The 25,870-nt window shown below is 66.7% G+C and carries 22 protein-coding genes; 11 read left to right on the top strand and 11 right to left on the bottom strand.

Annotation, left to right across the window (positions count from 1 at the left end):
* The first annotated feature begins 71 nt into the window (after positions 1-71).
* The 5 genes from L1080_RS32010 (at position 72) to L1080_RS31990 (ending at position 5,605) form a co-directional block, all read left to right on the top strand.
* A complete protein-coding gene (locus L1080_RS32010; RefSeq protein WP_250776606.1) occupies positions 72-827 on the top strand; it encodes a class I SAM-dependent methyltransferase in 756 nt (251 codons plus the stop codon).
* A 2-nt stretch (positions 828-829) separates the two neighbouring features.
* A complete protein-coding gene (locus L1080_RS32005; RefSeq protein ID WP_250776569.1) occupies positions 830-1,714 on the top strand; it encodes an ROK family protein in 885 nt (294 codons plus the stop codon).
* 105 nt (positions 1,715-1,819) lie between these two features.
* Positions 1,820-2,983 (top strand): phosphotransferase family protein, encoded by a 1,164-nt coding sequence (locus tag L1080_RS32000; RefSeq protein ID WP_250776568.1) that lies wholly within the window; start codon positions 1,820-1,822, stop codon positions 2,981-2,983.
* Complete coding sequence (locus L1080_RS31995; protein WP_250776567.1) at positions 2,980-4,125, top strand: hypothetical protein; 1,146 nt, start codon at positions 2,980-2,982, stop codon at positions 4,123-4,125. The genes L1080_RS32000 and L1080_RS31995 overlap by 4 nt, the downstream gene beginning before the upstream one ends.
* 31 nt (positions 4,126-4,156) lie before the next feature.
* On the top strand, positions 4,157-5,605 hold the full coding sequence (locus tag L1080_RS31990; protein WP_250776566.1) for an aldehyde dehydrogenase: 1,449 nt from the start codon (positions 4,157-4,159) through the stop codon (positions 5,603-5,605).
* Positions 5,606-5,681: 76 nt separating this feature from the next.
* Here L1080_RS31990 and L1080_RS31985 read toward each other — a convergent pair whose 3' ends face one another.
* Complete coding sequence (locus L1080_RS31985) at positions 5,682-6,182, bottom strand: hypothetical protein (RefSeq protein WP_230989960.1); 501 nt, start codon at positions 6,180-6,182, stop codon at positions 5,682-5,684.
* Between the two features lie 144 nt (positions 6,183-6,326).
* Here L1080_RS31985 and L1080_RS31980 point away from each other — a divergent pair, with 144 nt between their 5' ends.
* Positions 6,327-6,806, top strand: coding sequence for a VOC family protein (locus L1080_RS31980; RefSeq protein WP_250776565.1), 480 nt, complete (start codon positions 6,327-6,329; stop codon positions 6,804-6,806).
* Between the two features lie 80 nt (positions 6,807-6,886).
* On the opposite strand, the gene L1080_RS31975 is transcribed toward L1080_RS31980, so the two are convergent.
* From L1080_RS31975 to L1080_RS31960, 4 genes are all read right to left on the bottom strand, one after another.
* A complete protein-coding gene (locus L1080_RS31975; protein WP_159924125.1) occupies positions 6,887-8,716 on the bottom strand; it encodes a phosphoenolpyruvate carboxykinase (GTP) in 1,830 nt (609 codons plus the stop codon).
* A gap of 279 nt (positions 8,717-8,995) precedes the next feature.
* On the bottom strand, positions 8,996-9,307 hold the full coding sequence (locus L1080_RS31970) for a DUF6802 family protein (RefSeq protein ID WP_250776564.1): 312 nt from the start codon (positions 9,305-9,307) through the stop codon (positions 8,996-8,998).
* A 93-nt stretch (positions 9,308-9,400) separates the two neighbouring features.
* Positions 9,401-10,867, bottom strand: coding sequence for a GTPase Era family protein (locus tag L1080_RS31965; protein WP_250776563.1), 1,467 nt, complete (start codon positions 10,865-10,867; stop codon positions 9,401-9,403).
* Positions 10,864-11,910, bottom strand: a complete 1,047-nt coding sequence (locus L1080_RS31960; RefSeq protein WP_250776562.1) for a hypothetical protein — start codon at positions 11,908-11,910, stop codon at positions 10,864-10,866. The genes L1080_RS31965 and L1080_RS31960 overlap by 4 nt, the downstream gene beginning before the upstream one ends.
* 122 nt (positions 11,911-12,032) lie before the next feature.
* Here L1080_RS31960 and trmB point away from each other — a divergent pair, with 122 nt between their 5' ends.
* Genes trmB through L1080_RS31945 form a run of 3 tightly spaced genes read left to right on the top strand, consistent with a single transcriptional unit; the run spans position 12,033 to position 16,619 of the window.
* On the top strand, positions 12,033-12,809 hold the full coding sequence (gene trmB, locus L1080_RS31955; protein ID WP_250776561.1) for a tRNA (guanosine(46)-N7)-methyltransferase TrmB: 777 nt from the start codon (positions 12,033-12,035) through the stop codon (positions 12,807-12,809).
* On the top strand, positions 12,806-13,540 hold the full coding sequence (locus tag L1080_RS31950) for an NYN domain-containing protein (protein WP_109333301.1): 735 nt from the start codon (positions 12,806-12,808) through the stop codon (positions 13,538-13,540). The genes trmB and L1080_RS31950 overlap by 4 nt, the downstream gene beginning before the upstream one ends.
* Before the next feature lie 10 nt (positions 13,541-13,550).
* Complete coding sequence (locus tag L1080_RS31945) at positions 13,551-16,619, top strand: MMPL family transporter (protein ID WP_250776560.1); 3,069 nt, start codon at positions 13,551-13,553, stop codon at positions 16,617-16,619.
* Here L1080_RS31945 and L1080_RS31940 read toward each other — a convergent pair.
* The 5 genes from L1080_RS31940 to L1080_RS31920 form a co-directional block, all read right to left on the bottom strand.
* Positions 16,594-18,510, bottom strand: coding sequence for a DUF2339 domain-containing protein (locus L1080_RS31940; protein ID WP_250776559.1), 1,917 nt, complete (start codon positions 18,508-18,510; stop codon positions 16,594-16,596). The two genes, L1080_RS31945 and L1080_RS31940, sit on opposite strands and share 26 nt — an antisense overlap.
* A 78-nt stretch (positions 18,511-18,588) precedes the next feature.
* Complete coding sequence (locus tag L1080_RS31935) at positions 18,589-19,251, bottom strand: DUF1707 SHOCT-like domain-containing protein (protein ID WP_159924113.1); 663 nt, start codon at positions 19,249-19,251, stop codon at positions 18,589-18,591.
* Positions 19,252-19,324: 73 nt separating this feature from the next.
* Positions 19,325-19,993 carry a response regulator gene (locus L1080_RS31930; protein ID WP_159924111.1) on the bottom strand — a complete coding sequence of 223 codons (669 nt, stop codon included), beginning with the start codon at positions 19,991-19,993 and terminating at the stop codon, positions 19,325-19,327.
* On the bottom strand, positions 19,986-21,194 hold the full coding sequence (gene macS, locus L1080_RS31925; protein ID WP_250776558.1) for a MacS family sensor histidine kinase: 1,209 nt from the start codon (positions 21,192-21,194) through the stop codon (positions 19,986-19,988). The genes L1080_RS31930 and macS overlap by 8 nt, the downstream gene beginning before the upstream one ends.
* Positions 21,191-22,330, bottom strand: coding sequence for an AI-2E family transporter (locus L1080_RS31920; RefSeq protein ID WP_236603516.1), 1,140 nt, complete (start codon positions 22,328-22,330; stop codon positions 21,191-21,193). The genes macS and L1080_RS31920 overlap by 4 nt, the downstream gene beginning before the upstream one ends.
* A gap of 244 nt (positions 22,331-22,574) precedes the next feature.
* Between L1080_RS31920 and L1080_RS31915 the strand changes: the two genes are divergently transcribed.
* Together L1080_RS31915 and L1080_RS31910 are read left to right on the top strand one after the other, a co-directional pair.
* The gene (locus L1080_RS31915; RefSeq protein ID WP_109333310.1) at positions 22,575-24,032 is read left to right on the top strand and encodes an adenylate/guanylate cyclase domain-containing protein; all 1,458 of its coding nucleotides are present in this window, start codon (positions 22,575-22,577) and stop codon (positions 24,030-24,032) included.
* 28 nt (positions 24,033-24,060) lie between these two features.
* Complete coding sequence (locus L1080_RS31910) at positions 24,061-25,182, top strand: lysylphosphatidylglycerol synthase transmembrane domain-containing protein (protein WP_159924107.1); 1,122 nt, start codon at positions 24,061-24,063, stop codon at positions 25,180-25,182.
* On the opposite strand, the gene L1080_RS31905 is transcribed toward L1080_RS31910, so the two are convergent.
* Positions 25,179-25,421: a helix-turn-helix domain-containing protein gene (locus L1080_RS31905; protein ID WP_159927393.1), complete on the bottom strand. Its 243-nt coding sequence runs from the start codon at positions 25,419-25,421 to the stop codon at positions 25,179-25,181. The genes L1080_RS31910 and L1080_RS31905 overlap by 4 nt on opposite strands.
* Positions 25,422-25,870: the final 449 nt, after the last annotated feature.

Here is a 25,870-nt window from a genome sequence, read left to right as displayed (position 1 = left end):
TGCAGCGTCGCGCAGGATTGCCGTCCGTCGGGCCCCAGTCGCTAAGGTTCTTATCCGTGACGACGCCACCCGTGACCCGACGATTCGGTCGACGGGCAACCTTGAAGCGGTCGTTCGGGCTGCTGAGCGACTTCCGGCACGAGCAGACCGCGCCCGACCTGTTCTACGGGGCACTGGCCCGCGATTCGGTCGAGCTCATCGGCGACCTGTACTGCGGACTCACCGACGACGACCTCACCGGAACCACGGTGCTCGACGTGGGCGGCGGACCGGGCTACTTCGCCGATGTCTTCCTGGAGGCCGGTGCCCGGTACCTCCCGGTCGAACCCGACCCGTCGGAGATGCACGCAGCCGGTCTGACCGTGGGTGGGGCCATCCGCGGTTCGGGGCTCGCGTTGCCGTTCCGCACGTCCTCGGTGGACATCTGCTTCTCCTCCAATGTGGCCGAGCACGTCAGCAAGCCGTGGGCGATGGCCGACGAGATGGTCCGGGTCACGAAACCCGGCGGCCTGATCGTCTTGTCGTACACGTTGTGGTGGGGACCGTTCGGAGGGCACGAAACCGGCCCGTGGCATGCGCTGGGTGGCGAATACGCCGCCCGCCGGTACGCCCGGAAAACCGGTCGTGAACCCAAGAACCGCTACGGCGTGTCGTTGTTCAAAGTCGGTGCCACCGAAGGTCTTCGGTGGGCCGAACGCACCACCGACGCCGAGCTCCTCGCAGCGTTTCCTCGCTACCATCCGCGGTGGGCGTGGTGGATGGTGCGGGTCCCGGGCCTGCGCGAATTTCTGGTGAGCAATCTCGTCCTCGTGCTGAAGAAGCGCTGACCGTGGCCCGCCTGGCGCTCGATATCGGCGGCACCAAGATCGCCGCCGGACTTGTCGCCGAAGGCGGCACCGTCCCGGAACCGTCGATCACCCCGACCCCCGCGTCCGGAGTCTGGGACGCGTGCGCCACGCTGTTGCGCGAAGTCGCGGCCGACGCCACGATCACCTCCGTCGGCATCGCCTGCGCGGGACCGGTCGACTCGACGAGCGGTCGTGTCTCCCCCATCAACATCGACGAGTGGTCGGCCGGGTTCGGCCTGGTCGACGCCGTCCGCGACCTCTTCCCCGACGCGCGGACGCGGCTCGCCATGGACGGCGCCGCAGCTGCCCTCGGCGAGCATCGCCACGGAGCCGGGCGCGGAACGGCGGATCTCGTCTCCCTGGTGGTCTCGACGGGCATCGGCGGCGGTGTGGTTCTCGGCGGACGTATCGCGACCGGGCGCACCGGGAACGCCGGGCACATCGGTCACCTGGTGGTCCCGGGTGGCACCGAGGCCTGCACCTGCGGCGGCGTCGGCTGCCTCGAAACGGTGGCGAGCGGTCCCGCGGCCGTGCGGTGGGCGCGTTCGCAGGGCTGGCACGGTACGACGGGCATCGACATCGCGGCATCGGCCGTGTCGGGCGACCCTGTGGCCGTCGCAGCACTCGACCGCGCGGGTACCGCCCTGGGCGTCGCCATCGCCTCCGCTGCGGCGTTGCTAGATATCGACCTCGCCGTCGTCGGCGGCGGATTCGCCCAGGCCGGTCCGGCGCTGTGGCAGCCCCTGCGCGCGGCCGCCGCCCGGCACGCCCGCTTGACGTTCGTCTCGGATCTGCGCGTCGTACCCGCGGAGTTGGGCGCCACCGGAACGCTCGTCGGGGCCGGAGTTCTCGCGCTCGACAGCTGAAGCCCCCCTCGATCCGGGCGCCAGTTCTCCCCTTCTATTCCGAAATTCTGTAACGTGTTCTAGTGTTCAGGGTCACACCACGTTCAGTCGAGGAGGAGGTGACTCGTGAGCACGAGCGCTGCCCGATCTGCCGACGACTCCACCCATCAGTCCGAGGTCGCCCGACCCAGCTGCTCCAAGCGCGACCCCGAAATCCTGCGCGAACGGCTCGAGCGGTGGCTGTCCGCCCAACTGCCCGTCGGCACTGCCGCCGAGGTCACGCACGTCCACCTTCCCGACGCCAACGGAATGTCCAGCGAAACCATCCTGTTCGACGCCGTGTGGTCGGGCGAACGATATCCGCTGGTCGCCCGGGTAGCCCCGGCCGACAGCACCATGCCCGTCTTCCCCCGCTACGACCTCGACAACCAGTTCCAGGTGATGACTCAGGTCCGCGAACACTCGTCGGTCCCTGTCCCGGTCGTCTACTGGTCCGAGACGAATCCGGAACCACTCGGTGCGCCGTTCTTCGTCATGGCCCGGGTGTCCGGCCAGGTCCCACCGGACGTGATGCCGTACAACTTCGGGTCCTGGGTGACCGAGGCGACCGACGCCCAGCGCGCACTACTCCAGCACACCTCGGTGGAGGTGCTCGCGAAACTGCACGACATCGACCGCCCGTGGGACCGGTTCGATTTCCTGCGACTCCCCGATGCCGGCCCCACGGCCGCCGAGTCCCTCGCCGCGCACATCCGCCAGCAACGTGAGTACTACGAGTGGACCACCCTGTCGGGGCCGCGGTCCCCGCTGATCGAGCGCAGCTTCGCCTGGCTCGAGGAGAACCGCCCCGACGATTCGTCACCCGCCGTCTTCTGCTGGGGAGACGCCCGCATCGGCAACATCATGTACGAAGATTTCCGGCCGGTGGCGGTACTCGACTGGGAGATGGCCACACTCGGACCGCGTGAACTCGACCTCGGATGGATGGCGTACCTGCATCGGTTCTTCGAAGACATTGCCGAAGTCGCGGGCTTGGGCGGTCTCCCCGACTTCCTGCGCGTCGACGACATCGCCGCGACCTACGAGGAACTGACGGGCCACGCTCCCCGCAACCTCGAGTACTACACGGTGTACGCGGCGCTACGGCAGGCCACCATCATGCTGCGAATCCAGACCCGCGCCATCCACTTCGGGCAAGCCGTCGCACCGGAAGACCCCGACGACATGATCATGCACCGCGCGTCGCTCGAAGCGATGCTCGACGGCACGTACGGGGAGAAGCTCCGATGAACGCAGACTTCGCGGGCAATCCGCTGTCGCCGATGGACGACTACCCGGTGCATCAGGTGGCCGAGCCGATCCGCCGGGTGGGGACGTCCGACCGGAATTTCTACGACCGCTATTACTTCAATTGTTACCCGTCGGCCGAGACGGATCTGTTCCTCATCGTCGGCCTCGGCCAGTACCCCAATCTCGGTGTGGCGGACGCGTTCGCGGTGCTACGCCGCGGTGACGACCACATCGTCGTGCGCGGTTCCAGGGCCCTCGGTCCCGACCGCTCCGACACCACTGTCGGACCCTTCCGCGTCGAGGTCCTCGAGGGCCTGCAACGACTGCGGATCGTGCTCGAACCCGGCGAGTACGACCTCTCGTTCGACCTCACCTTCGACGCCGCCGTCCCCGCGACGCTCGAGCCACGACATTTCCGCCGCCAGCTCGAACGGGTCACCTTCGACACCAGCCGCTTCGTCCAGACCGGTACCTGGACAGGCGAGCTGACGATCGACGGCGCACCACGATCGGTCACGCCGGACAGCTGGCGCGGCAACCGCGACCGGTCGTGGGGAGTACGCCCGGTCGGCGAATCCGAGCCGCCCGGCAGACGTGCCGTGGATGGTATCCAGAACTTCTTCTGGATCTACTCGGTCATGCAGTTCGACGACTACTCGATCTGTGTGGTGCTGCAAGAAGACGAACGCGGCAGGCGCATCGTCGAAGAGGCGGTCCGCATCTGGCCCGACGACGGTCGTGAGCCCGAGTGGCTCGGCAGGCCCGAGCACGAGCTGAAATTCGAGCCCGGCACCCGGGACGTGACCGCGGCTTCACTCACCTTCCACCGGCCCGGGCGTGAGACCGTCAGTGTCACCTGCGAATTCCTGGTTTCAAATTACATCGGGATCGGCACCGGCTACGGGCTCGAAGCCGACTGGCGGCACGGGATGTGGCAGGGCGAACTGGTGGTTCAAGGACTGCGCAAGCAGGCGTCCGAGATCGAGCCGGGACTGCGCATGTTCTGCCCCGTCGACAATCTGACCCGCTTCCGTCTGGACGACGGTGGCGACACTGTGGTGGGCACGGGACTTTTCGAAGTCGCGGCGATCGGCCCGCACGCACGTTATGGATTCGACAGTTTCACCGACACCGCTCGCTGACCGGGTGGGCAATCAACGAGGGAATGGAAGAATGACCGACTACGACAAGCTCTACATCGGCGGCAAGTGGGTAGCGCCGTCCACCGATCAGGTGCTCGAAGTGTTCTCTCCGGCAACCGAAGAACGTGTCGGCTCGGTTCCGGTTGCCGGGCCGCAGGACATCGACGCCGCCGTCGCCGCCGCAAGGCGCGCATTCGACGACGGCCCGTGGCCACGCATGTCGCCCACCGAGCGGGCGCAGGTGATTGCGAAGGCCGCGAAGCTCCTCGAAGAACGCGCGGCCGAGATCGCCGGCGTGCTCTCATCGGAGATGGGTCAGCCTCCCGCGTCGGTGCAGATGATGCAGGTGACTCCGTCCCTCGCCACGATCAACTACTTCGCCGGACTCGCCGATTCGTTTCCGTGGACGGAAGAACGTTCGGGTGCGTTCGGCCGCTCCCGCGTCACTCGGGAGCCGGTCGGTGTCGTGGCCGCCGTGATCGCCTGGAACGTGCCCCTCTTCCTGGCGATCAACAAGTTGGGCCCGGCCATGCTCGCCGGGTGCACGATGGTACTCAAACCCGCCCCGGAGTCACCGCTGACCACCAATATCGTCGGCGAGATCTTCACCGAGGCCGGTCTGCCCGAGGGTGTGCTGTCGCTCGTGCCCGGTGGCGCCGAGACGGGTGAGTACCTCGTCTCGCACCCCGACATCGACAAAATCACCTTCACCGGCTCCACCGCGGTGGGCCGCAAGATCGGCGCCATCGCAGCGCAGAATCTCAAGCGCTGCTCCCTCGAGCTGGGCGGCAAGTCCGCCGCGATCGTCCTCGAGGACGCCGATCTCGCGTCGACGATGCCGATGCTCGTGATGTCGGGGCTGATGAACACCGGTCAGGCCTGCGTCGGTCAGACCCGCATCCTGGCGCCGCGGTCGCGGTACGACGAAGTGGTCGAGGGCATGGTGGCCACTGCCGCTTTCTTCCCTGTCGGACTACCGTCCGACCCGGCGGCGCAGCTCGGTCCTCTGATCTCCGAGAAGCAGCGGGAACGAGTCGAGGGCTACATCGCCAAGGGCAAGGAGGAAGGTGCGCGCCTGGTGCTGGGCGGCGGACGTCCAGCAGGCCTCGAGACCGGGTACTTCGTGGAGCCGACGATCTTCGCGGACGTCGACAACTCCATGACCATCGCCCGGGAAGAGATCTTCGGGCCCGTGCTGTGCGTGATTCCCTACGGTTCCGTCGACGAGGCCATCAAGATCGCGAACGACTCCGACTACGGGCTCGCCGGCTCGGTGTACACCACCGATGTCGAGAAGGGACTCGAGGTGGCAGCCCAGGTCCGCACCGGTACCTACGGAATCAATTGGTACGCCTTCGATCCCGGTTCCCCGTTCGGCGGATACAAGAACTCGGGCATCGGGCGCGAGGACGGACCGGAAGGCGTCGAAGCCTTCTGTGAGACCAAGTCCGTGCTCTACCCGCCCGGCTACACAGACTAGGCGGCTCCGCCGCCCGTGCGCCTTTCTGGTAGCAGCAGCTACCAGAAAGGCGCACGAGCGCGAAGCGCTTCGACGTCTAGCTGCCGAACTGGATGCCATCCAGCGGGCCGCCGACGAAGACGATCTGCGGCAGCGTGGTCTGCGGGTTCGCGACGGTGCTGAGCGAGAGGCACTCGCCGATCACGGCGTAGGCGCCGTCCGCGAGTTCCGATGTGGTGAACGTCTTGACCGCGTCACCGGTGGCGTTCGCAACCACCCGTTCGGGCAGTGGAGTCATCCACGCCGCAAATCCCGGCTGGAGAACGACGGCGGGGTTGGAGAGGACTTCCGGGAGCCTGGTGGCGTCGAACGCGACTGCGCCACAAGACTGTGGATCGGTGAGCTCGAAGACATTCGGGTTGGTCACCGTGATGTCGAGGGTGTTTCCGTCCACCTCGGTCACCACGGTCGGAGGGGCTACCTCCGTTGCTGCCGAAGCAGTCGCCGGCATGGCCATGGATACGGCGGCCGCAGCGGCCGCAGCACATGCGGCACCTCCGGCGAGTCGCTTCATGCCCTTACTGGTTCCTGGCTGCATTCGTCAATCCTTTCGTCGGTGAGCTTCGAAATCATGACACTTACAGACCGAATGGTATGGGATTGGCGGCAGTCCTGCCGGGTTCCCTCCGAATCGGTCGGGTTTGTTCAATGCAGACACCTGCCCGGGCGGCACACTGGGACCATGACCAATACAGACGCTGTGCGCCCTGTACCGCACGGATACACGACCATTACGCCGTATCTGGTGGTGGCTGGCGGAGCCGCGGCCATCGACTACTACACCGAGGTGTTCGGCGCGACCGTTGTTCAGCGCATGGACGGCCCCGACGGTTCCGTCATGCACGCCGAGCTCGACTTCGGCAACGGCCGGCTGCAGCTCAGTGATCCGATGCCGACGATGGGCCTCCACGCACCCGACGGCACGAACACCGTCAACCATTCGTATGTGTTGTATTGCGAGGACGTCGATGCCACGTTCCGCCGCGCCGTCGAGCGCGGGGCAACCGTGTTCGAGGAGCCGTCCACTTTCGTGACCGGTGACCGCTTCGGCTCCATCCTCGACCCATTCGGGCACCGGTGGGCGATCATGACCCGCGTCGAGAACGTCTCGGACGAGGAGGCCCAACGGCGAGTCGAGGAGTGGGCAGCCGCGCAGGGCTGACCGTAATCGCCCCTTCGACGCCGAATGCCGCAGTGGTTCAGTCAGACTGAACTACTGCGGCATTCGGTTGTGTACAGGGACTAGCCCAGGCGCTGCTTCAGTGCCTCGAACTCGTCACGGATACCGGACGGCACCTTCTCGCCGAGGAACTCGAACCATTCCTCGATGAGGGGCAACTCCTGCTTCCACTCGTCGACGTTCACCTTCAGTGCCTCGTCCACGTCCGCCGTGTTCACGTCGAGACCGTCCAACTCGAGGTCAGCTGCGGTCGGGACGTAACCGATCGGGGTCGACTCGGCGCCGGCCTTGTGCTCGATACGGTCGACGATCCACTTCAGGACGCGCGAGTTCTCGCCGAAACCTGGCCACAGGAAACGGCCGTCGTCGCCACGGCGGAACCAGTTGACGTAGAAGATCTTCGGCAGCTTCTGGGCGTCGGCGTTCTTGCCGACGTTGATCCAGTGGTTCAGGTAGTCACCGGCGTTGTAGCCGATGAACGGCAGCATCGCCATCGGGTCGCGGCGCACCGTGCCCACGGCACCTTCCGCGGCTGCGGTCTGCTCGGACGACAGGGTGGCACCGAGGAACGTGCCGTGCTGCCAGTCGAACGACTCGCTGACCAACGGGACCGTGGTCTTGCGACGTCCACCGAACAGAATCGCCGAGATCGGCACACCCTGCGGGTCGTCCCACTCGGGAGCGAGGATGGGGCACTGGGACATCGGGGTGGTGTACCGCGAGTTCGGGTGGGCGGCCTTCTCACCGGACTCGGGCGTCCAGTCGTTGCCCTTCCAGTCCGTCAGATGCTGCGGGTCGCCTTCGAGGCCTTCCCACCACACATCACCGTCGTCGGTGAGGGCGACGTTGGTGAAGAGCGTGTTGCCCGACTCCATCGTCTTCATAGCGTTCGGGTTGGAACCGTGGTTCGTGCCCGGTGCGACACCGAAGAATCCGAACTCCGGGTTGACGGCGTACAGGCGGCCGTCTTCGCCGAACCGCATCCACGCGATGTCGTCACCGAGGGTCTCGGCGCGCCAGCCCGGAACGGTGGGCTGGATCATGGCGAGGTTGGTCTTGCCACATGCGCTCGGGAAGGCTGCGGCGATGTAGTACGCCTTGTCTTCCGGCGAAATGAGCTTGAGGATCAGCATGTGCTCGGCCAGCCAGCCCTCGTCGTGGGCCATGGCCGAGGCAATGCGCAGCGAGTAGCACTTCTTGCCGAGCAGGGCGTTGCCGCCGTAGCCGGAACCGTAGCTCCAGATTTCCCGGGTCTCGGGGAAGTGGGTGATGTACTTGGTGTCGCTGCACGGCCACGGCACGTCGGCCTGACCCTCTTCGAGGGGAGCACCCACCGAGTGCAGTGCCTTGACGAACGGCTTGTCCTTGCCCAGCTTCTCGAGGGCAGCGGTACCCATGCGCGTCATGATGCGCATCGAGACGACCACGTACTCGGAGTCGGTGATCTCGACGCCCAGTTTCGGATCCTCGGCACCGAGAGGTCCCATGCAGAACGGGACGACATACATGGTCCGACCCCGCATCGAACCGCGATAGAGGTCGGTCATGAGGGCCTTCATCTCGGCCGGGTCCATCCAATTGTTGGTGGGACCGGCTCCGATCTCCTCATTGGTGCAGATGTAGGTCCGCGATTCGACACGTGCCACATCCGACGGGTCCGAGTTGCCGAGGAACGAGTTCGGCTTCTTCTCCTCGTTGAGGCGGGTGAACGTACCGGCGTCGACCAGTTGCGAGGTCAGTCGATCCCATTCGTCATCCGAGCCGTCTGCAAAGACGACGCGATCGGGCTGCGTGAGTTCGGCAACCTCTCGAACCCAGGCGAGCAGCTCACTGTGCTCCGTGGGGGGCGTGCCGTCAGTTCCGTTCAGACCGGGAATGGTCGCTGAGGTCATCAAACTCTCCTGGGGTGAGCCGGAACCGGACCATCTGCCGTCCGTTGCGAAAGAGCCCCTCGCAACGAGTGCCAGACGGTCCGATTTTCCCCTCTCGGCGGGGTCCAGCCAGGCCGTCCATGCCACATGGAAGACGCGGGCGCCGGGTGTCCTATCCCTAGAGGTTAACGCCGCGGGTCCCATCTAGGGGAACCGGGTGCGGTAGGAAAGGTCACAGAAACGATTCAGTAGAGCCGTCCGGCGCCTTTCCCGCGCCTGACGGGCGTTTTCGGGGAGATACTAGCCGTTACCGAGGGTCCCGTCATCAGTCTGTTTCCACTGCGCGACGCCGTCCGTGCCGCGGTGGAATTCCCAGGATGCGTACGCGCCGTTGTCGGAGATCGTCGTCAGGTGGTCGGCGTCGCCGTCGCCGTCCATATCCGAGACGACTACCAGGGCATTTCCGGATTCGAAGGTCTGCGTGTCGAGGAGGCCGTCACCGTCGATGTCATGCGTGGGAGCGGTCAGAACCACCGCTCCGGAGTCCTCACCGAACGTGTCGGGATTGAACGAGGGCACATCGGGGACCAGAAAACTCTCAGCGGTGGCCACGGCGATCTCCCTTCACATCCCACAGTTTCACAGAGAGGCGGACGCAATTCAACATGGTTCCACACACATGTGGACACATTCGGCCGACCGCCTCTACGTAATCTGACGTTCCGGACGATGTTTCGGTTCCCTCGAGATGTCGCGAATTTCCCGCAACCCGCGATCAATGGCCGCGATGTCCCGTTCGCATGAAGCAAGCTGACCGTTGCGCCTCGACGTCAGTGTCCGCAACTCTCCGTCGATCGACGCCACCCGACTGTCGACCTCCTGGGCGCGCGACCTGCTTTCCTCGAGGATCATCTCGCTGATCTCCGCTTCGGCGGACAACAACCGGCCGAGAACCAGCTGCTCCCATTGCGCACGCACGGTCGTGAGCGACTCGGTGGCCCACTGACGCACGTGGGAGCGCTCGGCGATGTGACCACGCGCACGGGCGAGCCACCACGCCACCACGCCGCCGAGGGTCAGGGTGAGCGGAACGGACGCGATGTCGAGGGCGGGCACCACCGACAACGGTGCCACCATCAGGCGGCCCAGCCCGAGACCCGCCGATGCCCCGATCAGGATCGTCATGCGGTCTTCCAGCCCCCGGTGGCGGGGTTCGGGGCGTCCCGAGAAGAGGTAATCGGGTTTCGGGCCGGTGTCCCGCGGAGCGGGCGCGGCGACACCGGCGCGCGCACGCAGGTGGTCGAGTCGCGTGGTCACCACGCCTTCGAGGTCGGCGCCCAGCTGTGCCACGACGTCGGCGAGCCGGTCCGGGTAGTCGGCGAGATCCGCACGTCCCGCCCGATCGATGTCGGCGCGCACCGCCACCCCCGCCGCCCGGATCTGCGTGGACACCTCATGTATCAATTCGACCTTGCCGAGCTGCACCTCGCTGCGCAGTCGAGCAACCCGCTCGGCACGCCGGCCATCGCGGTGCGCGAGCAGGTGGGTCCGTTCGGCACGAAGGTCGGCACCCGAATCGGCCTCCCGAATGGATCGGCCGGTGGCCACGATCATCCGGCGGGTCTGCTCGAGAACCCTTTCGGTGCTCGACCGCGCGCTCCTCGATTGGCCGCCTGCCGCGGACAGGAGTGCCTCGAGCAGTGCCTCGACCCCCGATCCGCGTGCCGGGCCTCCCCCGACTCCGGCCGCGACCGGGTGGATGGTCACGTCGGCGAACCGCTCCGCATGACCGGCGAGCAGGGCGCGGTCACGCTCGCGGACGGTGGCCCACTCTCGGTGGACATCGATTTTCGTCAGGGCGAACACCACCGGGCATGCGGGACGCAAGACCACGTCGAGAACGGACAGTTCCTCGCGCCCGAGTGGCGCGGCGGCGTCGAGCACCATCAGCACCACGCCGGCGTCGAGCGGGTCGTCGACAAGGTCGAAGGCGGACTCGTCGAGGAAACGGAGCGCGTCGACGAGGGTGGTCTTGCCCGCCCGACGGGGCCCGGCGACGAAGAGCTCGTGTGCGGAGTCGGTCCGGGCCCCGAGCCGGACGGTTGCGGCGGGATTCCATCGGGAAACGACATCGACGGTCTCCGCGGGCAGATCCGTCAACTCCTGCGTCATCCGGGCCCGCGGACGGCGAGGGTCCGGCCGTCGTCCGGACTGCCGCCCATCCGCTGCCAAATCCGTAGGTAATGCCGCCGGACGTCGACGATGGCCCGTCGTTGCCGGGCAGTGGGGTTTCCACTGAGTTGCGTGCGCCACCAGTGCGCGCACCGGACGGCGTCCTCGGCGGTGCCGGGCTCGGCTGGGGCCTCCCGATTCCAGTCGACGAGGTGGAGTCGGCCGGCCGCGGCCGCGAGCGCCACGGCGGAATCTCCCGTGAGGTACTCCTCGAGTGCGTCGCGGACCCCGGCGTTGCGGGCAGCCAACGACCGGAGAGAAAGGAGCGCACACTCGCCTCGGCCCGCCCGGACGTGCGCCACCCGAGCGGCGACCGCTCCCACTACCTCGTCCACACCGCTGGCCGTGCGCAACAGGGCGGTGACTGCCGGCGCGTCGAGTTGCGCATTCGCCTCGAGCGCCGCGCTCGCTACCGCGACACCGTGGGCATCCCACACTGAAGAAAGGCCGCCCGGACGCTGACGAAGGACGGGCAGGTCGGCCTCCGTCACAGCTCGTGCGGTCGCCAGGGAGCCGATCAGCGGCAGCACGGGCAGGCCGGCATCCGACGAGCACTCCGCCGCCCGCGCGAGCGCCGCCGCCCACACGTCGGCCGGCTCGCGTGATTCGCCGAGTGCGTCCACCTTGTTGAGTACGAGCAGTGCGCGCTCGGCGTCCACCCCGTCGACTGCCACACGGTCGGCGGCACGCACTGATTCGACGAGAACACACACCACGACGTCACCGTCCAGAACGGGGTCGGGCGCGCCGGGCACATCGAGCGGACCGGGCTCTTCGATCACGGCACCCGGAATTGCACCTTCTTTTACTGCGGTCGCGACAGTGGTTCTCCCCACACCCGCACGACCGGTGATGTGCACGCGAATCGGCGCGCGGAGTAGTGCCGCGACCTCCCGAACGCTCTCCCCCGCCGCACGGTCCGATACCGCCACCCGATCTGCGAGTTCGCCCAATTCCCCGCCCCCGGCATCTACAGTGCCCATGACGCGATCACCCCCCTTCGTACCGTCAGGATTCTGTCAGACTTCCGCGAAACCGGCGTGGGCAACCATGCAGGCTGCGCCGCCGATCGACCAGAAAGTCTCAATGTCAACTTCAGACCCGTATGCCAGAAACGCCCCCCATGCGTGACAATGGTCCGGTGAACCACGCCGATCAGGAAGCACCCGCCGTCCCCGAGGAGGGACAGACTCCGCGTAAGACGGGATCTCGACTGCACCCCCGGGTGACGAGTTTCCGCTCCCGCCGGGGGGCGCTGACCCCTGCCCAGCAGGAGTCGTGGGATCGGCAGTGGCCGAAAATCGGTGCCGAGGTCTCCGACACCCGCCTCGACGCGGTCACTTGGTTCGGGCGCGACGCACCCCTGATCCTGGAGATCGGCTCGGGCACCGGAACCGCCACAGCGGCGATGGCGAAAGCCGAACCGCACGTGAATCTGATGGCCGTCGAGGTGTACCGCCCCGGGCTCGCACAGCTACTGCAGCAGATCGAGCGCGACGGCATCCCCAACATCCGTGTTCTGCGCGGTGACGCCATGGACGTTCTCGAGAACATGGTCGAACCCGAATCACTGACCGGTGTCCGTGTCTTCTTCCCGGACCCGTGGCCGAAGGCCCGTCACCACAAGCGCCGCCTGTTGCAGGCCCCCACCTTTGCGCTGATCGCGAGTCGGTTGAAGCCCGGTGGTGTGTTGCACGTTGCAACCGATCACGCCGAGTATGCCGAGGCGATCGCCGAGGCGGGCAACGCGGAACCGCTGTTGACCTCCCTCGACTGGGAGTCTCCGATGACACACGAGCGTCCGGTGACGAAGTTCGAAGACAAGGCCCATCAGGTCGGGAGTGCGATCACCGAGTTGATTTGGGGGAAGATCAGGTCATGAGCGTCAGCGAGCAGTACATCTCCGGCGGGTTGCCTACGGGCTCTGCCGGCACCGCGGTGTCGTCAGGATCTCCCGTGGTGGGTGCACGTGACGGACGCCACCAGAAGCGAGTCCTTCTCGTCTGGGACGCGCCGAACCTCGACATGGGCCTGGGCGCCATCCTCGGCGGTCGCCCGACGGCGGCCTACCGGCCACGATTCGACGCCCTCGGCCGCTGGCTCCTCTCCCGGACCGCCGAACTGTCGGCGTCCGGCACCGACACACTCGAACCCGAAGCGACCGTCTTCACCAATATCGCGGCTGGCAGCGCCGATGTTGTGAGACCGTGGGTCGAAGCCTTGCGTAATGTGGGCTTCGCGGTGTTCGCCAAGCCGAAGATCGATGAGGACAGCGACGTCGACTCCGACATGCTGGACCACATCGCGCTCCGGCATGGTGAGGGGCTGGCCGGTGTCATGGTCGCCTCCGCCGACGGTCAGGCATTTCGTGAACCGTTGGAGAACATCGCCGCGACCGGCATACCGGTCCAGATACTCGGGTTCCGCGAGCACGCCAGCTGGGCGGTTGCGTCCGATCTTCTGGACTTCGTCGATCTCGAGGACATCCCCGGCGTGTTCCGGGAACCACTTCCTCGGGTCAGCCTCGACACATTGCCCGACGAGGGTGCCTGGTTGCAGCCGTTCCGACCGCTTTCCGCCCTGCTCGTCGGGCGGAAGAGTGCTGCCGAGTAGGAGTTGATCAGTGTTCGCGAGCTGGGGAAGCGTCGTCTACCGGGCCCGATTCACCGTCATCGGCATCATGGTGGCTTTGTTGCTCGGTTCCGCCGCATACGGTCTGGGTTTGGAGAAGCATCTCAGCCAGTCCGGCTGGGATGATCCGGGCTCGGAATCGGTCGCCGCGTCCAAGCTTGCCGACAGCACCTTCGGCCGCGACACCAACAGTGATGTGGTGGCGCTCTACACGGCTCCCGAGGGCAAGACCATCGAGGATCCGGAGTTCCAGGCGAAGATCGTCGCCAACCTCGAATCGCTGGCCGCGGAACACCCCGACAAGATCCTCAAGATCAACGGCGGGTACTTCAAGGTCGGGTCTGCCCCGACTCTGAGCGCCGCCTCGAGCCCGGACAAGCAGCACGCGATCGAGAGCATCGCCATCGTCGGTGACAACGACACCGAGGTCACCGCCAACTTCCGCGACATCAAGGACGAGTTCTACATCGACGGCGTCGACGTGCAGCTCGCCGGCTTGCAACCGGTGTCGGGCGCGTTGAACGACACGATGGCCAAGGACATCAAGCGGATGGAGATCCTCGCGATCCCGGCCGTCGGCCTCCTGCTCTTCTTCGTGTTCGGTGGTGTCGTGGCGGCGGCGCTGCCGCTGATCATCGGCGGTCTCACCGTGGTCGGCGCCAACGGTGTCGTCCGTCTCATCACCAACTTCACCGAGGTCAACTCGTTCGTCGCGCCCGTGGTCTCCCTCGTGGGTCTCGGCCTCGCCATCGACTACGGCTTGTTCGTCGTCAGCCGTTTCCGAGAAGAGATGGCGGAGGGGTACGACACCCGCTCCGCCGTCCGGAGAACAGTGATGACCTCGGGACGCACCGTGGTGTTCTCGGCCACCATGATCGTCGCCAGCCTCGGTGGTCTGCTGCTGTTCCCGCAGGGCTTCCTGAAGTCCGTTGCCTACGGCGCCATTGCGACGGTGGGACTCGCGGCGCTCACGTCCATCACGATCCTGCCCGCGATTCTGGGCATCCTGGGCAAGCGCATCGACGCCCTCAGTTTCGAGCGCTTCCGTCAAACCAAGAACACGGAGGAAATCGAGGCCAGCGTCTGGGGCCGCCTCACCCGCTGGGTGATGCGCAATCCGCTGAAGGTCACCATCCCGATCGTGGTCGGGCTGCTCCTGTTGATCGTCCCGTTGACGGGCATCAAGTTCGGTGGCATCAACGAGACGTACCTGCCGCCGGACAGCTCGACTCGTGCCGCGCAGGAACAGTTCGACGAGATCTTCCCCAGCATGCGCACCGAACCCGTCAAGCTGGTGGTGTCGAACGCCGACAACAAGGCGCTGGGCCAGATCATCAAGGAAGCCAGCGGCGCGCCGGGCCTGATCGAGAAGTTCTCCCCGGAGGGCGCGGTCAAGGACGGCGTCGTCGTCCTCAAGGCGGGCCTGGTGGACCGTAACGAGTCGAAGCCCACGATCGACTATCTGCGCGCAATGGACGCTCCCGACGGCACGCAGGTGCTGGTCGGTGGAACGCCGGCCATCGAGCAGGACAGTATCGCCGCACTGCTCGAACACCTGCCCACGATGGTGATCTCTGTCCTTTTCCTGACGACGTTGCTGATGTTCCTGACGTTCGGGTCCCTGGTGCTGCCGATCAAGGCCGCGCTGATGAGCGCCTTGGGTCTCGGCTCCACGCTCGGCATCTTGACTTGGATCTTCATCGACGGTCACGGGTCGGCCTGGTTGAACTTCACCCCGGGCCCGATCATGTCGCCGGTGCTGGTGCTCATCATCGCCATCGTCTACGGCCTCTCCACCGACTATGAGGTGTTCCTGCTCTCACGCATGGTGGAGGCGCGTGCGCAGGGCGCGAGTACCACGGAATCCATCCGCATCGGCACTGCGCACACCGGGCGGATCATCACCGCCGCCGCCCTCATTCTCATCGTCGTCACGGGCGCGTTCGGGTTCTCGGAACTGGTGATGATGAAGTACATCTCCTACGGCATGATCGCCGCCCTGATCATCGACGCCACGCTCATCCGTATGTTCCTCGTCCCGGCCACGATGAAGCTTCTCGGCGACGACTGCTGGTGGGCGCCCGCGTGGATGAAACGCATCCAGGAGAAGACGGGTCTCGCCGAGCCGATCCTCGACAGCGAACTGATGCCTGCGGACGTCCCCGAACTGACCCCCGTGGGGGCAGCACCACCGCGCAGGAAGCCTTCGGCGCCGCCCGCTCCCCGTAAGCCCGAACCGCTCACCGAGCCGATTCCGCTCGTCACCGCTCAGGCGCTCGCCGCGAAGATGTCCGAGGACGAGGCGAAAGCACGGCGCGCGGAGACCGAGGCCCGTCGGTCGGCCACGGGCAGGCCTGCCCAGCCGCCGAAGCGGGTCGACGACGCACCACCGGCCGAGCCCCCCACCACGGTTCTGCCCTCGCCGGCTGCTCCGCGTCCTGCCACCGCTCCGTCGCGCACCAATCGGCAGACCCGTCCCGCGCAACCGCCTCGCCCGGCCCAGCAGCCGCCACGGCAAGCGACCACGGCTCCCGGGCCTGCCACGCAGTCTCGACCGATCGAGAGTTGGCTCGCAGACCTGCGGTCCACCTCCGCGGCGGGACCCCGCCCGGTCTCGTCTCCCGCGGAACCGCGGCCGAGCACGCCCACGCAACAGACGCCGTCGCTTCCCACCCGATCGCCGCGTTCGGTGCCGGCGCCGGACGAGCAGGAGACCCCCCAGTCGTCTCCTGCCCGGCCGGTTCCCTCGATGCCGACCCGGCGTCGTGCCCTGCCTGACCCCCCGGACCCCGCGACTAGCACTCGACGCGCCGGTGGCACCAACGGCAACAACTCTGGTGCCACCGACGGCACGGCACACGTCAGTCCGGCAACCAACGGGAGTCCGGGGACCAACGGGAGTCCGGGGACCAACGGCGGCACGGGGACCAACGGCTCCCGTCGACGCGGCGTCGAACACCCGCCGGCCGACCAGGAAGACACGTCGAGCGGCAGGCATCGCGCGGACGACGGCAACGCCGTCAGTGTCAGCGAACTCATCGCTCGGCAGAATCGGCGCTGACCGACGAGCCGCGCCCGGTGTCGCGCTCCGCGAACTCCCTGGCGTAACGCGTTCCCGCGAGCAGTAGCAGCAGGCCGACCACCAGGAAGGCGAGTACGCGGAACAGGCCGTCGAGCATGGCCAGGTCGAAGACGAACAGTTTGGCCAGTGCGGCCGCAGTCAGCGCCAGTCCGGCACCCAGTGCGGTGTGGGCGTACTCGCGGTGAGCCAGACCGAACACGAGTGCAGCAGTGGCGGCCATCATCCACACGATCGTGGCGACGCAGTGACCGGCGATGAAGCCGACGGATGTGCCCGTGATCGCCGTACCCACCGACACCGCGACCGTGGTGACCGCATAGAGGATCACGAGTCCGGCAAGAACCCAGAGGGGTTGTGCGGTAGCGCTGCGGATCAGCCGCAGCGAGTGCGCGTACCAGACGAGCAACACCACCGTGCCGACGAGAACCAACCCGGACAGCACAGTCGTGATCCCGAGCAGGTCGACCGCGCTGTGCTCGTCGCCGAGGACGAACGGCGGGGCGCTGTCGAGGAAGATCAGACCACCGATCACCGCGAACGCGGCCCCGACCGCGTAGGCGATGCGCGAGGACGCCTGGCCACCGATGGTGAGGAACAGCGTTGCCATCCCGAGTACGACGAGCGGTGCACTCCCTCCGCCGGCACCGACCAGGCAGGCGAGCAGCAGCGCGAGGGCCCCGGTGCCTGCGAGCGCACTGCGCGCATGCAGAGGCAGCGGCCGCACCGCCATCCAGGTCCCGAACATCGCGGCCGCGAGCGCGAGTGTGATCAAGGTGGACTGCACTCGGCCGAAGAGGTCTGACACCAGAAGCATCGGGACTGCGGTGGTCACGATCATCGCGGTCGCGGTGATGTCACGCCCATTTCTCCGGAGCAGCAGGATCGACGAGACGAGACCGAACGACGCGACCAGCACCGCACTGGCCAACGCCCAGTTTCTCATCTGCCCGTCGTCGGCCTCGAGGTCGACGATCACGATCAGCAGCGCAATCACCACGGGAAGGGTGCGCGTGATTGCCAGATACGGCCACGCGCGGCCGAGTTGGGCCGGGAAGCCGGCCACCTGGACGACGAAGAGGAACCCGATCAGGGTGAGCGATATTCCGTCGGTCAGGACCGGGGCGAGCACCGCGGCACCCGTCACGACCAGTACGGCGAGCGGTTGCGACGACCATCTGACGGCCAGAGCGACGCCGACTCCGGCGACCCCGAGTGCCACGACCATCGCCAGGGCTGGAAGCAGCCAGTGATACACGACGGCGACGGCGACCACGTCGAGATACGCACCCGCGATACCCGTTGCGGTGAGGGCGATTCCGCCGAACCTGCCACCCGGTCGGTCGAACACACGCGCACCGAGGACAACGAGCACCACTGACAAAATCGCTCCGGAAGCGACCCGCAGTCCCGGACCGAAGAACCCGGCCTGGGCGGCCAGCACCAGAAGCATGACAACCCCGATGAGCGTCACACCCACACCCGCGACCGCGAGGATGCGGCTGATGACACCGTCGCGTTGCCACCACGGTTCCCGGGCCACTCTGGGCGGCGGGGTGGGTGCAGGCCGGAACTGCGGCGGCGCCTGGGGTACCGGAGGCGGAGGCGCAGAAGGATGAGGACCCGGCGGCCGGTACATCTGCTGGGCTTGCGCAGGTTGCTGGACCTGCGGAGGTTGCGCCCATCCGGGCTGCGGTACGGGTCCGGGCCGAGGTGCCGGCTCGGAGGAAGGCTGCGAAACGGTCGACAACTGCGCCTGCAGGATGGCGAGATTTTCGCCCACGTGCCGCATTTGCTGGCCGAGTGCGGAGAAATCGCCGGACAGCTGGGCGATCAGGCGCGGATCGACGGACGGATTCCCGGGTGTGGACATGTATTCATCGTCCGGCGACCAGTCCGTCCGCACATGAGTAGACCTACTCGAGCGGGGTGGGGGTTTCGACGAACCCCCTTACTGAAACATGTTGCGGAGTGAGGTGCCGAACGGATGCCGGGCAGTGACGGTGCCGAACCGGACTTTGCCGCGCACCACCAGGTGCAGGGGGCCGATGGGCGGGCCGCTGCGCACCTTGTTGGTGGCGCTGCCGCCCACCGTCTCGATCCCGTTGAGGTCGACGGTCGCCTCCGCGGGGACGATCAGGGTGAGGGAACTCGCGTAGTCGTCGACATCGAGGTACACCACCTGTGTCGCCATGACCGCGCGAGTGAAGTCGAGATTTACGCTCGACACCCGGGTGTCCACTTTCAGGGACGCCGGCACACTCCATGAGCCCGTGCGGGTGACGGAGGACATCCGACCGCGGATGATCTCACCGGGCGGCGGCACGGACACGTGGTGGCCTACCGACGGTGCAGGTGCCGACGAGGGTGGGATCGGCCGCGCGGCGTACGGCCGGTCGGGATACGGGGGCGGGACGAACTCCGAGATCAGCTGTATTCCCGGGAGGTCGACGAGGACGGCATTGAGTTCGCCGCGCGTTTTCGCGGCCAGCGCCGTATCCATTCGTTCTGTGAACTCCCCCAGCGACAGCATCCCCTGGCCCACCGCTCGCTGCAGCAGTTCACCGACGTGTTCGCGCTCCGCATCGGATACGCGTAGATCCCGTGCCTCCATGCCGACCAGGTTAGTGCGCCTCCGCCGCCCGTGAGTACTTGTTAACAACGCGTTGTTAACAAGTACTCACGGGCTACTCGAGGCCCTGCTCAATGGCGTACCGGGTGAGTTCGACGCGGTTGGCCAACTGCAGCTTGCGCAAGGTGGCCTGCACGTGGTTCTCGACGGTGCGGTGGCTGAGCGACAGCTTGGTTGCAATCTGCTTCGCGCTCAATCCTTTCGCGACGAAACGCAGGACCTCCGTCTCCCGCTCGGTGAGCTTCGGAACGGCGGGTCCCCGCTCATCGGCGGGCGCACTCGACATCCGGCGATACTCGCCGAGAACCAGGCCGGCGAGGCCCGGTGTGAACACGGCCTGCCCGGCGGCGGTGGCTCGCACAGCCTCCCGCAGCTCCTCCACCGACGCGCTCTTCACGAGGTACCCGGATGCACCCGCCTTCACGGCGTCGAGGACGTCGTCGCGTTCCGACGACGCCGACAGCACGAGGACCCGGCTGTCGGGCGACACCTCGAGCACCGCAGCGGTGGCGGTCGCCCCGTTTCCGTCGGGCAGCTGCATGTCCATGAGTACGACGTCCGGGCGCGCTGCGGCGGCGCGGCGGCCCGCGGCGGCGACGCCGTCAGCCGTCGCGACGACGGTGAACCCTGCACCCTCGAGGTCCCGGGCGACGGCGTCGCGCCACATCGGGTGATCGTCGACCACCATCACGGTGATGTGACCGCCGGCTTGCTCCTCATCCATGCTGGTCCTCTCCCTTCGGCACGCGGATCTCCCATTCGGTGCCCTGCCCGGGTTCGGTGTCGAGTTCGGCAGTCCCGCCGAGTACTCGGACCCGCCCCAGGATCGACTTCGATATTCCCATGCGCCCTTCGGCTTCCGCCTCGGCCAGTCTGCCGGGGGCGATCCCGGCGCCGTCGTCGCGCACGCTGACGATCACCTCGTCCCCGAGGTCTTCGAGCAGCACGTAAGCCCTGGCTCCGGCCCCGGCATGCTGCGCCACATTGGACAGCGCCGTGTCGACGATCGCGGCCAGTTCCGTGGCCCGTCCCCGCTCGATCGTCACCGGGTCGGCCGGCGTCGACACCGACACCGTGGTGCTGGCCCGGGTGCTCAGGAGGAGCCGCAGGTCGATCGCCGCACCGCCCAGGTCTGCGGTCACCCCGGCGCCCTGTTCGGAGATCAGCATGCGCAGCGCCACCTCCTGCTCCCCCGCCAGGTCCGCGAGTTCGGCTGCGGGACCACCGATTTCGTTTCCGCGCCGACGAACGAGGGCAAGTACCTGGAGAACCCCGTCGTGGACTTCGCGGGCGAGGCGTTCGCGTTCCTCCGTCGCCGCTGCCAGCCGTACGGCCCGTTCCAGCTGGGCCTGCGCCCGCCTCGCCGTCGTGGTGGCAAGCCCGAGCGCAAGTCCGACCGACACCAGCACAGGCGCCGTGGCGTCACGCCACAAATCCAGGTTGACCTGGTCACGCACCACCGCGCTCACAGTGGCCATCAGGACGCCCGATGCCATCCCCAGCCACGGCCCGCCGAAGACAGCGGCCGAGATCACCGCGTTGGTGACCCACAACGTCGTCGGCAGAGTCTGGTGGTGCTGATACCAGTCGGGGTCGGACACGAGTCTCGTCGACGCCATCAAGGCGATGACGACGAGTTGGTCCGCGATGACGATCTGATAGCGCGGTATTTTCCCGTGCGAGAGCAGCACCGCCGAGACTCCCGACCACACCGCCATCAACGCAACGAAGAACCAGCTCAGCCGCTGATGGGAGTAGTACTGAACGGACACGAACTGGTAGCTGACCGCATACACCAGGGTGACCAGCCGGAACGCCTGCGCCGCACGCCACAGCGGTGCATCCGGCTGGGTGTCTCGCTCGGCGGCGGCTCGCACGGTCGGCCGGTAGTGCAGCCGAGTGCGGCGCTCATGGTCGTCGGTCATGGGGAACTGTCGGATCTTGAGTGTTGCGGTTCTTCCGGTTCGTCGGGTTCCGCGGGGTAGAGGGGAACGGCGGGATCATCGACCTCGATCGCGTCGAACGTGGCCTCGGGGTCCCCGGACAGCAGCGACCGGACCGCCGTGTTGAGCACGGCGACGATGGGAACGGCGAGTAGCCCGCCGACGATCCCGGCGAGCACGATCCCGGTCGTGATGGCGAGAACCACCGCGAGGGGATGCAGCCGGACGGCGCGACCGAGCAACAGCGGTTGCAGCACGTGGGCCTCGAGCTGCATCACGCCGATGATGATGCCCAGCACGATCAGCGCGGTGAGGAAGCCTTTGGTGACGAGGGCGACGAGGACAGCGAGAAATCCGGTGAGGAACGCGCCGACGATCGGGATGAACGCACCGATGAAGACCAGCGACGCCAGGGGAAGCGCGAGAGGCACCCCCAGGATGGCGAGTCCCGCGCCGATGCCGATGGCGTCGGCGGCTGCGACAGCAACGGTGGCGCGGACGTAACCGATGAGCGAGCCGAACCCCTGGCTTCCGGCCAGCCGAACGCGGGGGCGGGAAGCAGCAGGCACGAGGCGGGTGACGAACTCCCAGATCTGGCTTCCGCCGTAGAGGAAGAAGATGAGAGTGAACAGGGTCAGCAGTGCCCCGGTGAAGATCTCCCCGATGACGGTGGCCGTGGTCAGCGCACCGCTGGTGAGCTGCTCGCGGTTGTCCTGGATCGACTTGACCACGGAGTCGCCGGCCTGGTGGATCTGATCCTCGCTGAAGTGGAACGGCCCACTGGTGAACCAGTTCTGAATCTGGTCGATGCTCGCCTCGAACTGGGCGGTCAGCCCGGGAAGACCCGCGACGAACTGCTCGACCACGAACGTCATGATCCCGGCGACGACACCGATGGACACGACCAGGACCACCACCACCGCCGCAGATCGGGGCACACCCTTCTCCTGCAGCCAGTCCACGAGTGGCACGAGCAGAGCAGAGGCAAGCAGTGCGAGCCCCACGGGAATGAGCACCGTGTCGAGCCTGGCGACGATGTAGCCGAGGGTCAGCAGCCCGGCAACGATGACGAGCAGGCGCCACGTCCACTCCGCCGCCACCCGCACCACCGGATGCACGGACGCCGAGGCACGGTGCCTACGTTCCGCTGCGGTCACGGGTGTCGAGCCCTCGTTCGAGTTCACCTGCGGAGCGTATCGAGCTTCACCAGGTTGCCGGGGAGTTCGCGGCCGAAACAGGCGTGTCCGGACCCATTAGGGGATGTGTCCTGCGCTGCCGAACTTGCCCACCGCTAAATTGAACGGCGTGCGGAAATCATATAGAGCGATCGCGGCGACGGTCCGCAGCAGGTGGCCGCTCTATATGGTCTCGATGCTCCTCGCCAATTTCATCGGCGCCATCCTGGTTTTCGCGTTCGTGCGCTATGGCGTGCCGATCCCCGAATCGCAGGCCATCATCGCCGACCGGGTGCGCAATGTCGCGATCTTCGGCGGCTACCTGGCCTTCGCCGCGGTGGTGAGTCTCACTGCCGCAGCGATGATGCTGCGGTCCGTCATCCGCTGGCAATTACGCGGCGGCCCGCCCACCCGCAGTGAACAGATGTCGGCGCTGCACGCACCGCTGCGGCAGGCGATCGTGCATCTGGTCCTGTGGATACTCGGCGGCATCATCTTCGTGCTGCTCACCATCACCGAGATGCCCGAACTGGCGGTCGCGGTGATCGTCACGGTCTGCATGGCCGCGACCACGACCTTCGGCTTCACCTACATGCTCGGGGAACGCATTCTGCGCCCGGTGGCGGCGCGCGCCCTCAGCGAGGGGGAATTCGACCGGACCATGGCCCCCGGGGTCGGCACCCGCCTGGCGATGACCTGGGGCCTGGGCACATTGATGCCCGTCATCGGCATCATCCTGCTCTGCGTCACACAGTTGACCACCGACCTCGTATTCTCCCCCAACGCACTCGCCTGGGCGATCATGCTGCTGTCGATCATCGCGATCGCACAGGCCTTCGCGCTGTCGATGCTGACCGCCAGCCAAATCTCCGACCCCATCAAGCAGCTGCGGCGGGCCATCGAACGGGTCCAGCGCGGTGCCACCGACGTGCGGGTGGAAGTGTTCGACGGAAGCGAGATCGGACGGCTGCAGGTCGGGTTCAACCGGATGATGCGCGAGTCCGACGAGCGGCGACTGCTGCGTGAACTGTTCGGCCAGCATGTCGGGGAGGACGTGGCACGGCGAGCACTCCAGTTCGGCACCGAACTCGGCGGCGAGACGAGGTTCGTGGCCGTTCTGTTCGTCGACATGGTCGGGTCCACCGGTGCGGCGGCCGAACGTCCGCCCGGCGAGGTTGTGAATCTGCTCAACGAGTTCTTCCGCGTCGTCGTCGATGTGATCGACCGACACCACGGATTCGTCAACAAGTTCATGGGTGACGCGGCTCTCGCAATCTTCGGCGCCCCGCTCGACCGCCCCGACGCCCCGACCGCCGCACTGGCAGCTGCGCGGGAGCTGAGGTTCGCGCTCCACGAGATCACCGGCCTCGACATCGGGATCGGCGTGTCCGCGGGCCTGGCCGTCGCCGGAAACATCGGTGCCGCAGAACGATTCGAGTACACCGTGATCGGCGACCCCGTCAACGAGGCGTCGCGACTCACCGAGCTCGCCAAGCTTCATCCCAGCCGCGTCCTGGCGTCCACCAGCGCGCTGTACTTCGCCGACGAGGAGGAGCAGGCGCACTGGGAGCTGGGCGAACAGGTGCAGTTACGTGGGCGTCGTCGCAATACCCATCTGGCTTGGCCGGAGGACTATCCGGAGTAATCCGCTACCCGTTGGTTACGCTTGGGATGTGGCCCTGCCTCGTTCCGACCCGCCCACTGCCGAGCCCCCTCGGCAGCGAAGTCGATTCTGGTGGATCAAATGGCTGCTCGGGGCCGGGCTGCTCGCCCTCCTGACCATCGAGGGCATCTACCTGTGGCCGACCCTCAGCGATTCGTGGAAAGCACTCACCGAGATCCACTGGGGATGGGTCGCTGCCTGCATCGCGGCGCAGGCGGTGTCGCTGAGCGGCTACGGCGCCGTCCAGCAGCGGTTGCTGCGAGCCGGGGGCGTCGTCGTCTCCCAGTTGAAGTCCGTGTCCGTCATCTACGCGAGCACTGCGATGGCCGTCAGCCTGCCGGCAGGCCAGGTCTTCTCCACCGCGTTCACCTACAAGCAGACCCGAAAGTGGGGCGCGACGCCTGTCGTCGCATCGTGGCAGCTCGCGATCTCCGGGGTGATCGCCGCAGGTAGCCTCGCGTTCCTCGGCGTGGCCGGCGCGTTCGCCGTCGGAACCAGAGTCAGCCCCATCACCCTGGTGCTGTCGCTGATCGCCGCATTCGCCCTGTTCTACGGCTTGCGATACATATCCCGTAACCCCGACTGCATCGAGTCGACGGGACATCGGGTTCTCACTCGGTACAACAGGTTCCGTAAGAACCCTCCGGAAACCGGCGTCGAGCGGTGGAAGGAGATCCTCAGCCAGCTCGATTCGGTGGAGCTGGGCCGGCGCGATTCCCTCGCCGCCTTCGGGTGGTCGGCGGTGCACCGCCTCGCCGATGTGGCCTGTCTCGGGTTTGCCTGCTGGGCCGTCGGCGCCGAACCCTCGTTCGCCGGTTTGCTCATCGCGTTCGCTGCCGCCAAGGCGGTTGCCAGTATTCCGCTGGCACCGGGGGGACTCGGGTTCGTCGACGGCACCTTGATCGCCACCCTGACGGCGGCGGGAACGACGGCGTCGCAGGCGCTCGCAGCGGTCTTCGTCTACCGCATGGTGAGCTACATTCTCGTGGCCCTGATCGGGTGGATCGTCTTCCTCATTCTCTTCCGCCACAATCAGCACGAGGACCTGGAGATGGACCTCGAGTTCGAGCGCCGGGACCAGCCGGGAGCGGAACACACCCCGCACAGCACCGGCGAAGCCGACACTGCCTAGCTGCTGGTATTTTCGCGCCGAGCCTCGGCGAGCTGGTCTTCGAGCGAGACGATGCGGCAGGCCGCTTCGACTGCCGTGCCGCTGTCGACGAGCTCCCGGACGCGGGCGGCAAGCCGGAGCTGACGCCGCGAATAGCGGCGATGTCCGCCCTCCGAGCGGTACGCCACCAGCAATCCCATGTCGTCGAGACTTCGAAGAAACGCTGCGGTGACGCCGAGAAGATCGGCGGCGCGCCCCATGGTGTAGGCGGGGTAGTCGTCGTTGTCGAGTTCATTGGTGGTGCCGGTGGAGTTATCCACAGTTCCTGCGTCGAGCCCTTCCTTGCGTCGTAAGGGACCCCGGCGCGAGCTCGCGCCGGGGTCCGAAGGGGTTATAGCTGCACCGGCCGCGGCCGGCACAAGGACAAGACATTCATTGCATACGGATCCTGATGATGGATACGCAACACCCGCCTCTCACCTCGACTTCTTGTGAACAGCGTGAGTAGCTGACCTTCTCCTTCTCACGCCGGGTGTTCGGGGGGCGGAGCCACCTCTTCGTGCTTCCGGCTCCGCCCCGTGCCTTCGTCTTTCCTCGGTAGCCCGTCGGCCACCCCGCTAGTTGATTCCCTCTGTTGACGATCAATACTTTAGAACCGTCGCTACCAAAAGTCTACAGTCTCGGCTGGAGATTTTGAGGAGATGGTCAG

Source organism: Rhodococcus sp. MSC1_016, from assembly GCF_023667485.2.
GTDB classification, from domain to species: Bacteria; Actinomycetota; Actinomycetes; order Mycobacteriales; family Mycobacteriaceae; genus Rhodococcus_F; species Rhodococcus_F oxybenzonivorans.
This window is presented reverse-complemented; position numbering and strand designations above follow the sequence as displayed.

Excerpts from the sequence above, each read along its gene's own strand:
- L1080_RS31940 (WP_250776559.1), bottom strand. The coding sequence starts at position 18,510 with ATGTCCACACCCGGGAATCCGTCCGTCGATCCGCGCCTGATCGCCCAG.
- L1080_RS31975 (WP_159924125.1), bottom strand. The coding sequence starts at position 8,716 with ATGACCTCAGCGACCATTCCCGGTCTGAACGGAACTGACGGCACGCCC.
- L1080_RS31990 (WP_250776566.1), top strand. The coding sequence starts at position 4,157 with ATGACCGACTACGACAAGCTCTACATCGGCGGCAAGTGGGTAGCGCCG.
- L1080_RS31915 (WP_109333310.1), top strand. The coding sequence starts at position 22,575 with ATGGTCTCGATGCTCCTCGCCAATTTCATCGGCGCCATCCTGGTTTTC.
- L1080_RS31930 (WP_159924111.1), bottom strand. The coding sequence starts at position 19,993 with ATGGATGAGGAGCAAGCCGGCGGTCACATCACCGTGATGGTGGTCGAC.
- trmB (WP_250776561.1), top strand. The coding sequence starts at position 12,033 with ATGCCAGAAACGCCCCCCATGCGTGACAATGGTCCGGTGAACCACGCC.
- L1080_RS31985 (WP_230989960.1), bottom strand. The coding sequence starts at position 6,182 with ATGCAGCCAGGAACCAGTAAGGGCATGAAGCGACTCGCCGGAGGTGCC.
- L1080_RS31905 (WP_159927393.1), bottom strand. The coding sequence starts at position 25,421 with ATGGGGCGCGCCGCCGATCTTCTCGGCGTCACCGCAGCGTTTCTTCGA.
- L1080_RS31960 (WP_250776562.1), bottom strand. The coding sequence starts at position 11,910 with ATGGGCACTGTAGATGCCGGGGGCGGGGAATTGGGCGAACTCGCAGAT.
- L1080_RS31995 (WP_250776567.1), top strand. The coding sequence starts at position 2,980 with ATGAACGCAGACTTCGCGGGCAATCCGCTGTCGCCGATGGACGACTAC.
- L1080_RS31965 (WP_250776563.1), bottom strand. The coding sequence starts at position 10,867 with ATGACGCAGGAGTTGACGGATCTGCCCGCGGAGACCGTCGATGTCGTT.
- macS (WP_250776558.1), bottom strand. The coding sequence starts at position 21,194 with ATGACCGACGACCATGAGCGCCGCACTCGGCTGCACTACCGGCCGACC.
- L1080_RS31950 (WP_109333301.1), top strand. The coding sequence starts at position 12,806 with ATGAGCGTCAGCGAGCAGTACATCTCCGGCGGGTTGCCTACGGGCTCT.
- L1080_RS31980 (WP_250776565.1), top strand. The coding sequence starts at position 6,327 with ATGACCAATACAGACGCTGTGCGCCCTGTACCGCACGGATACACGACC.
- L1080_RS31935 (WP_159924113.1), bottom strand. The coding sequence starts at position 19,251 with ATGGAGGCACGGGATCTACGCGTATCCGATGCGGAGCGCGAACACGTC.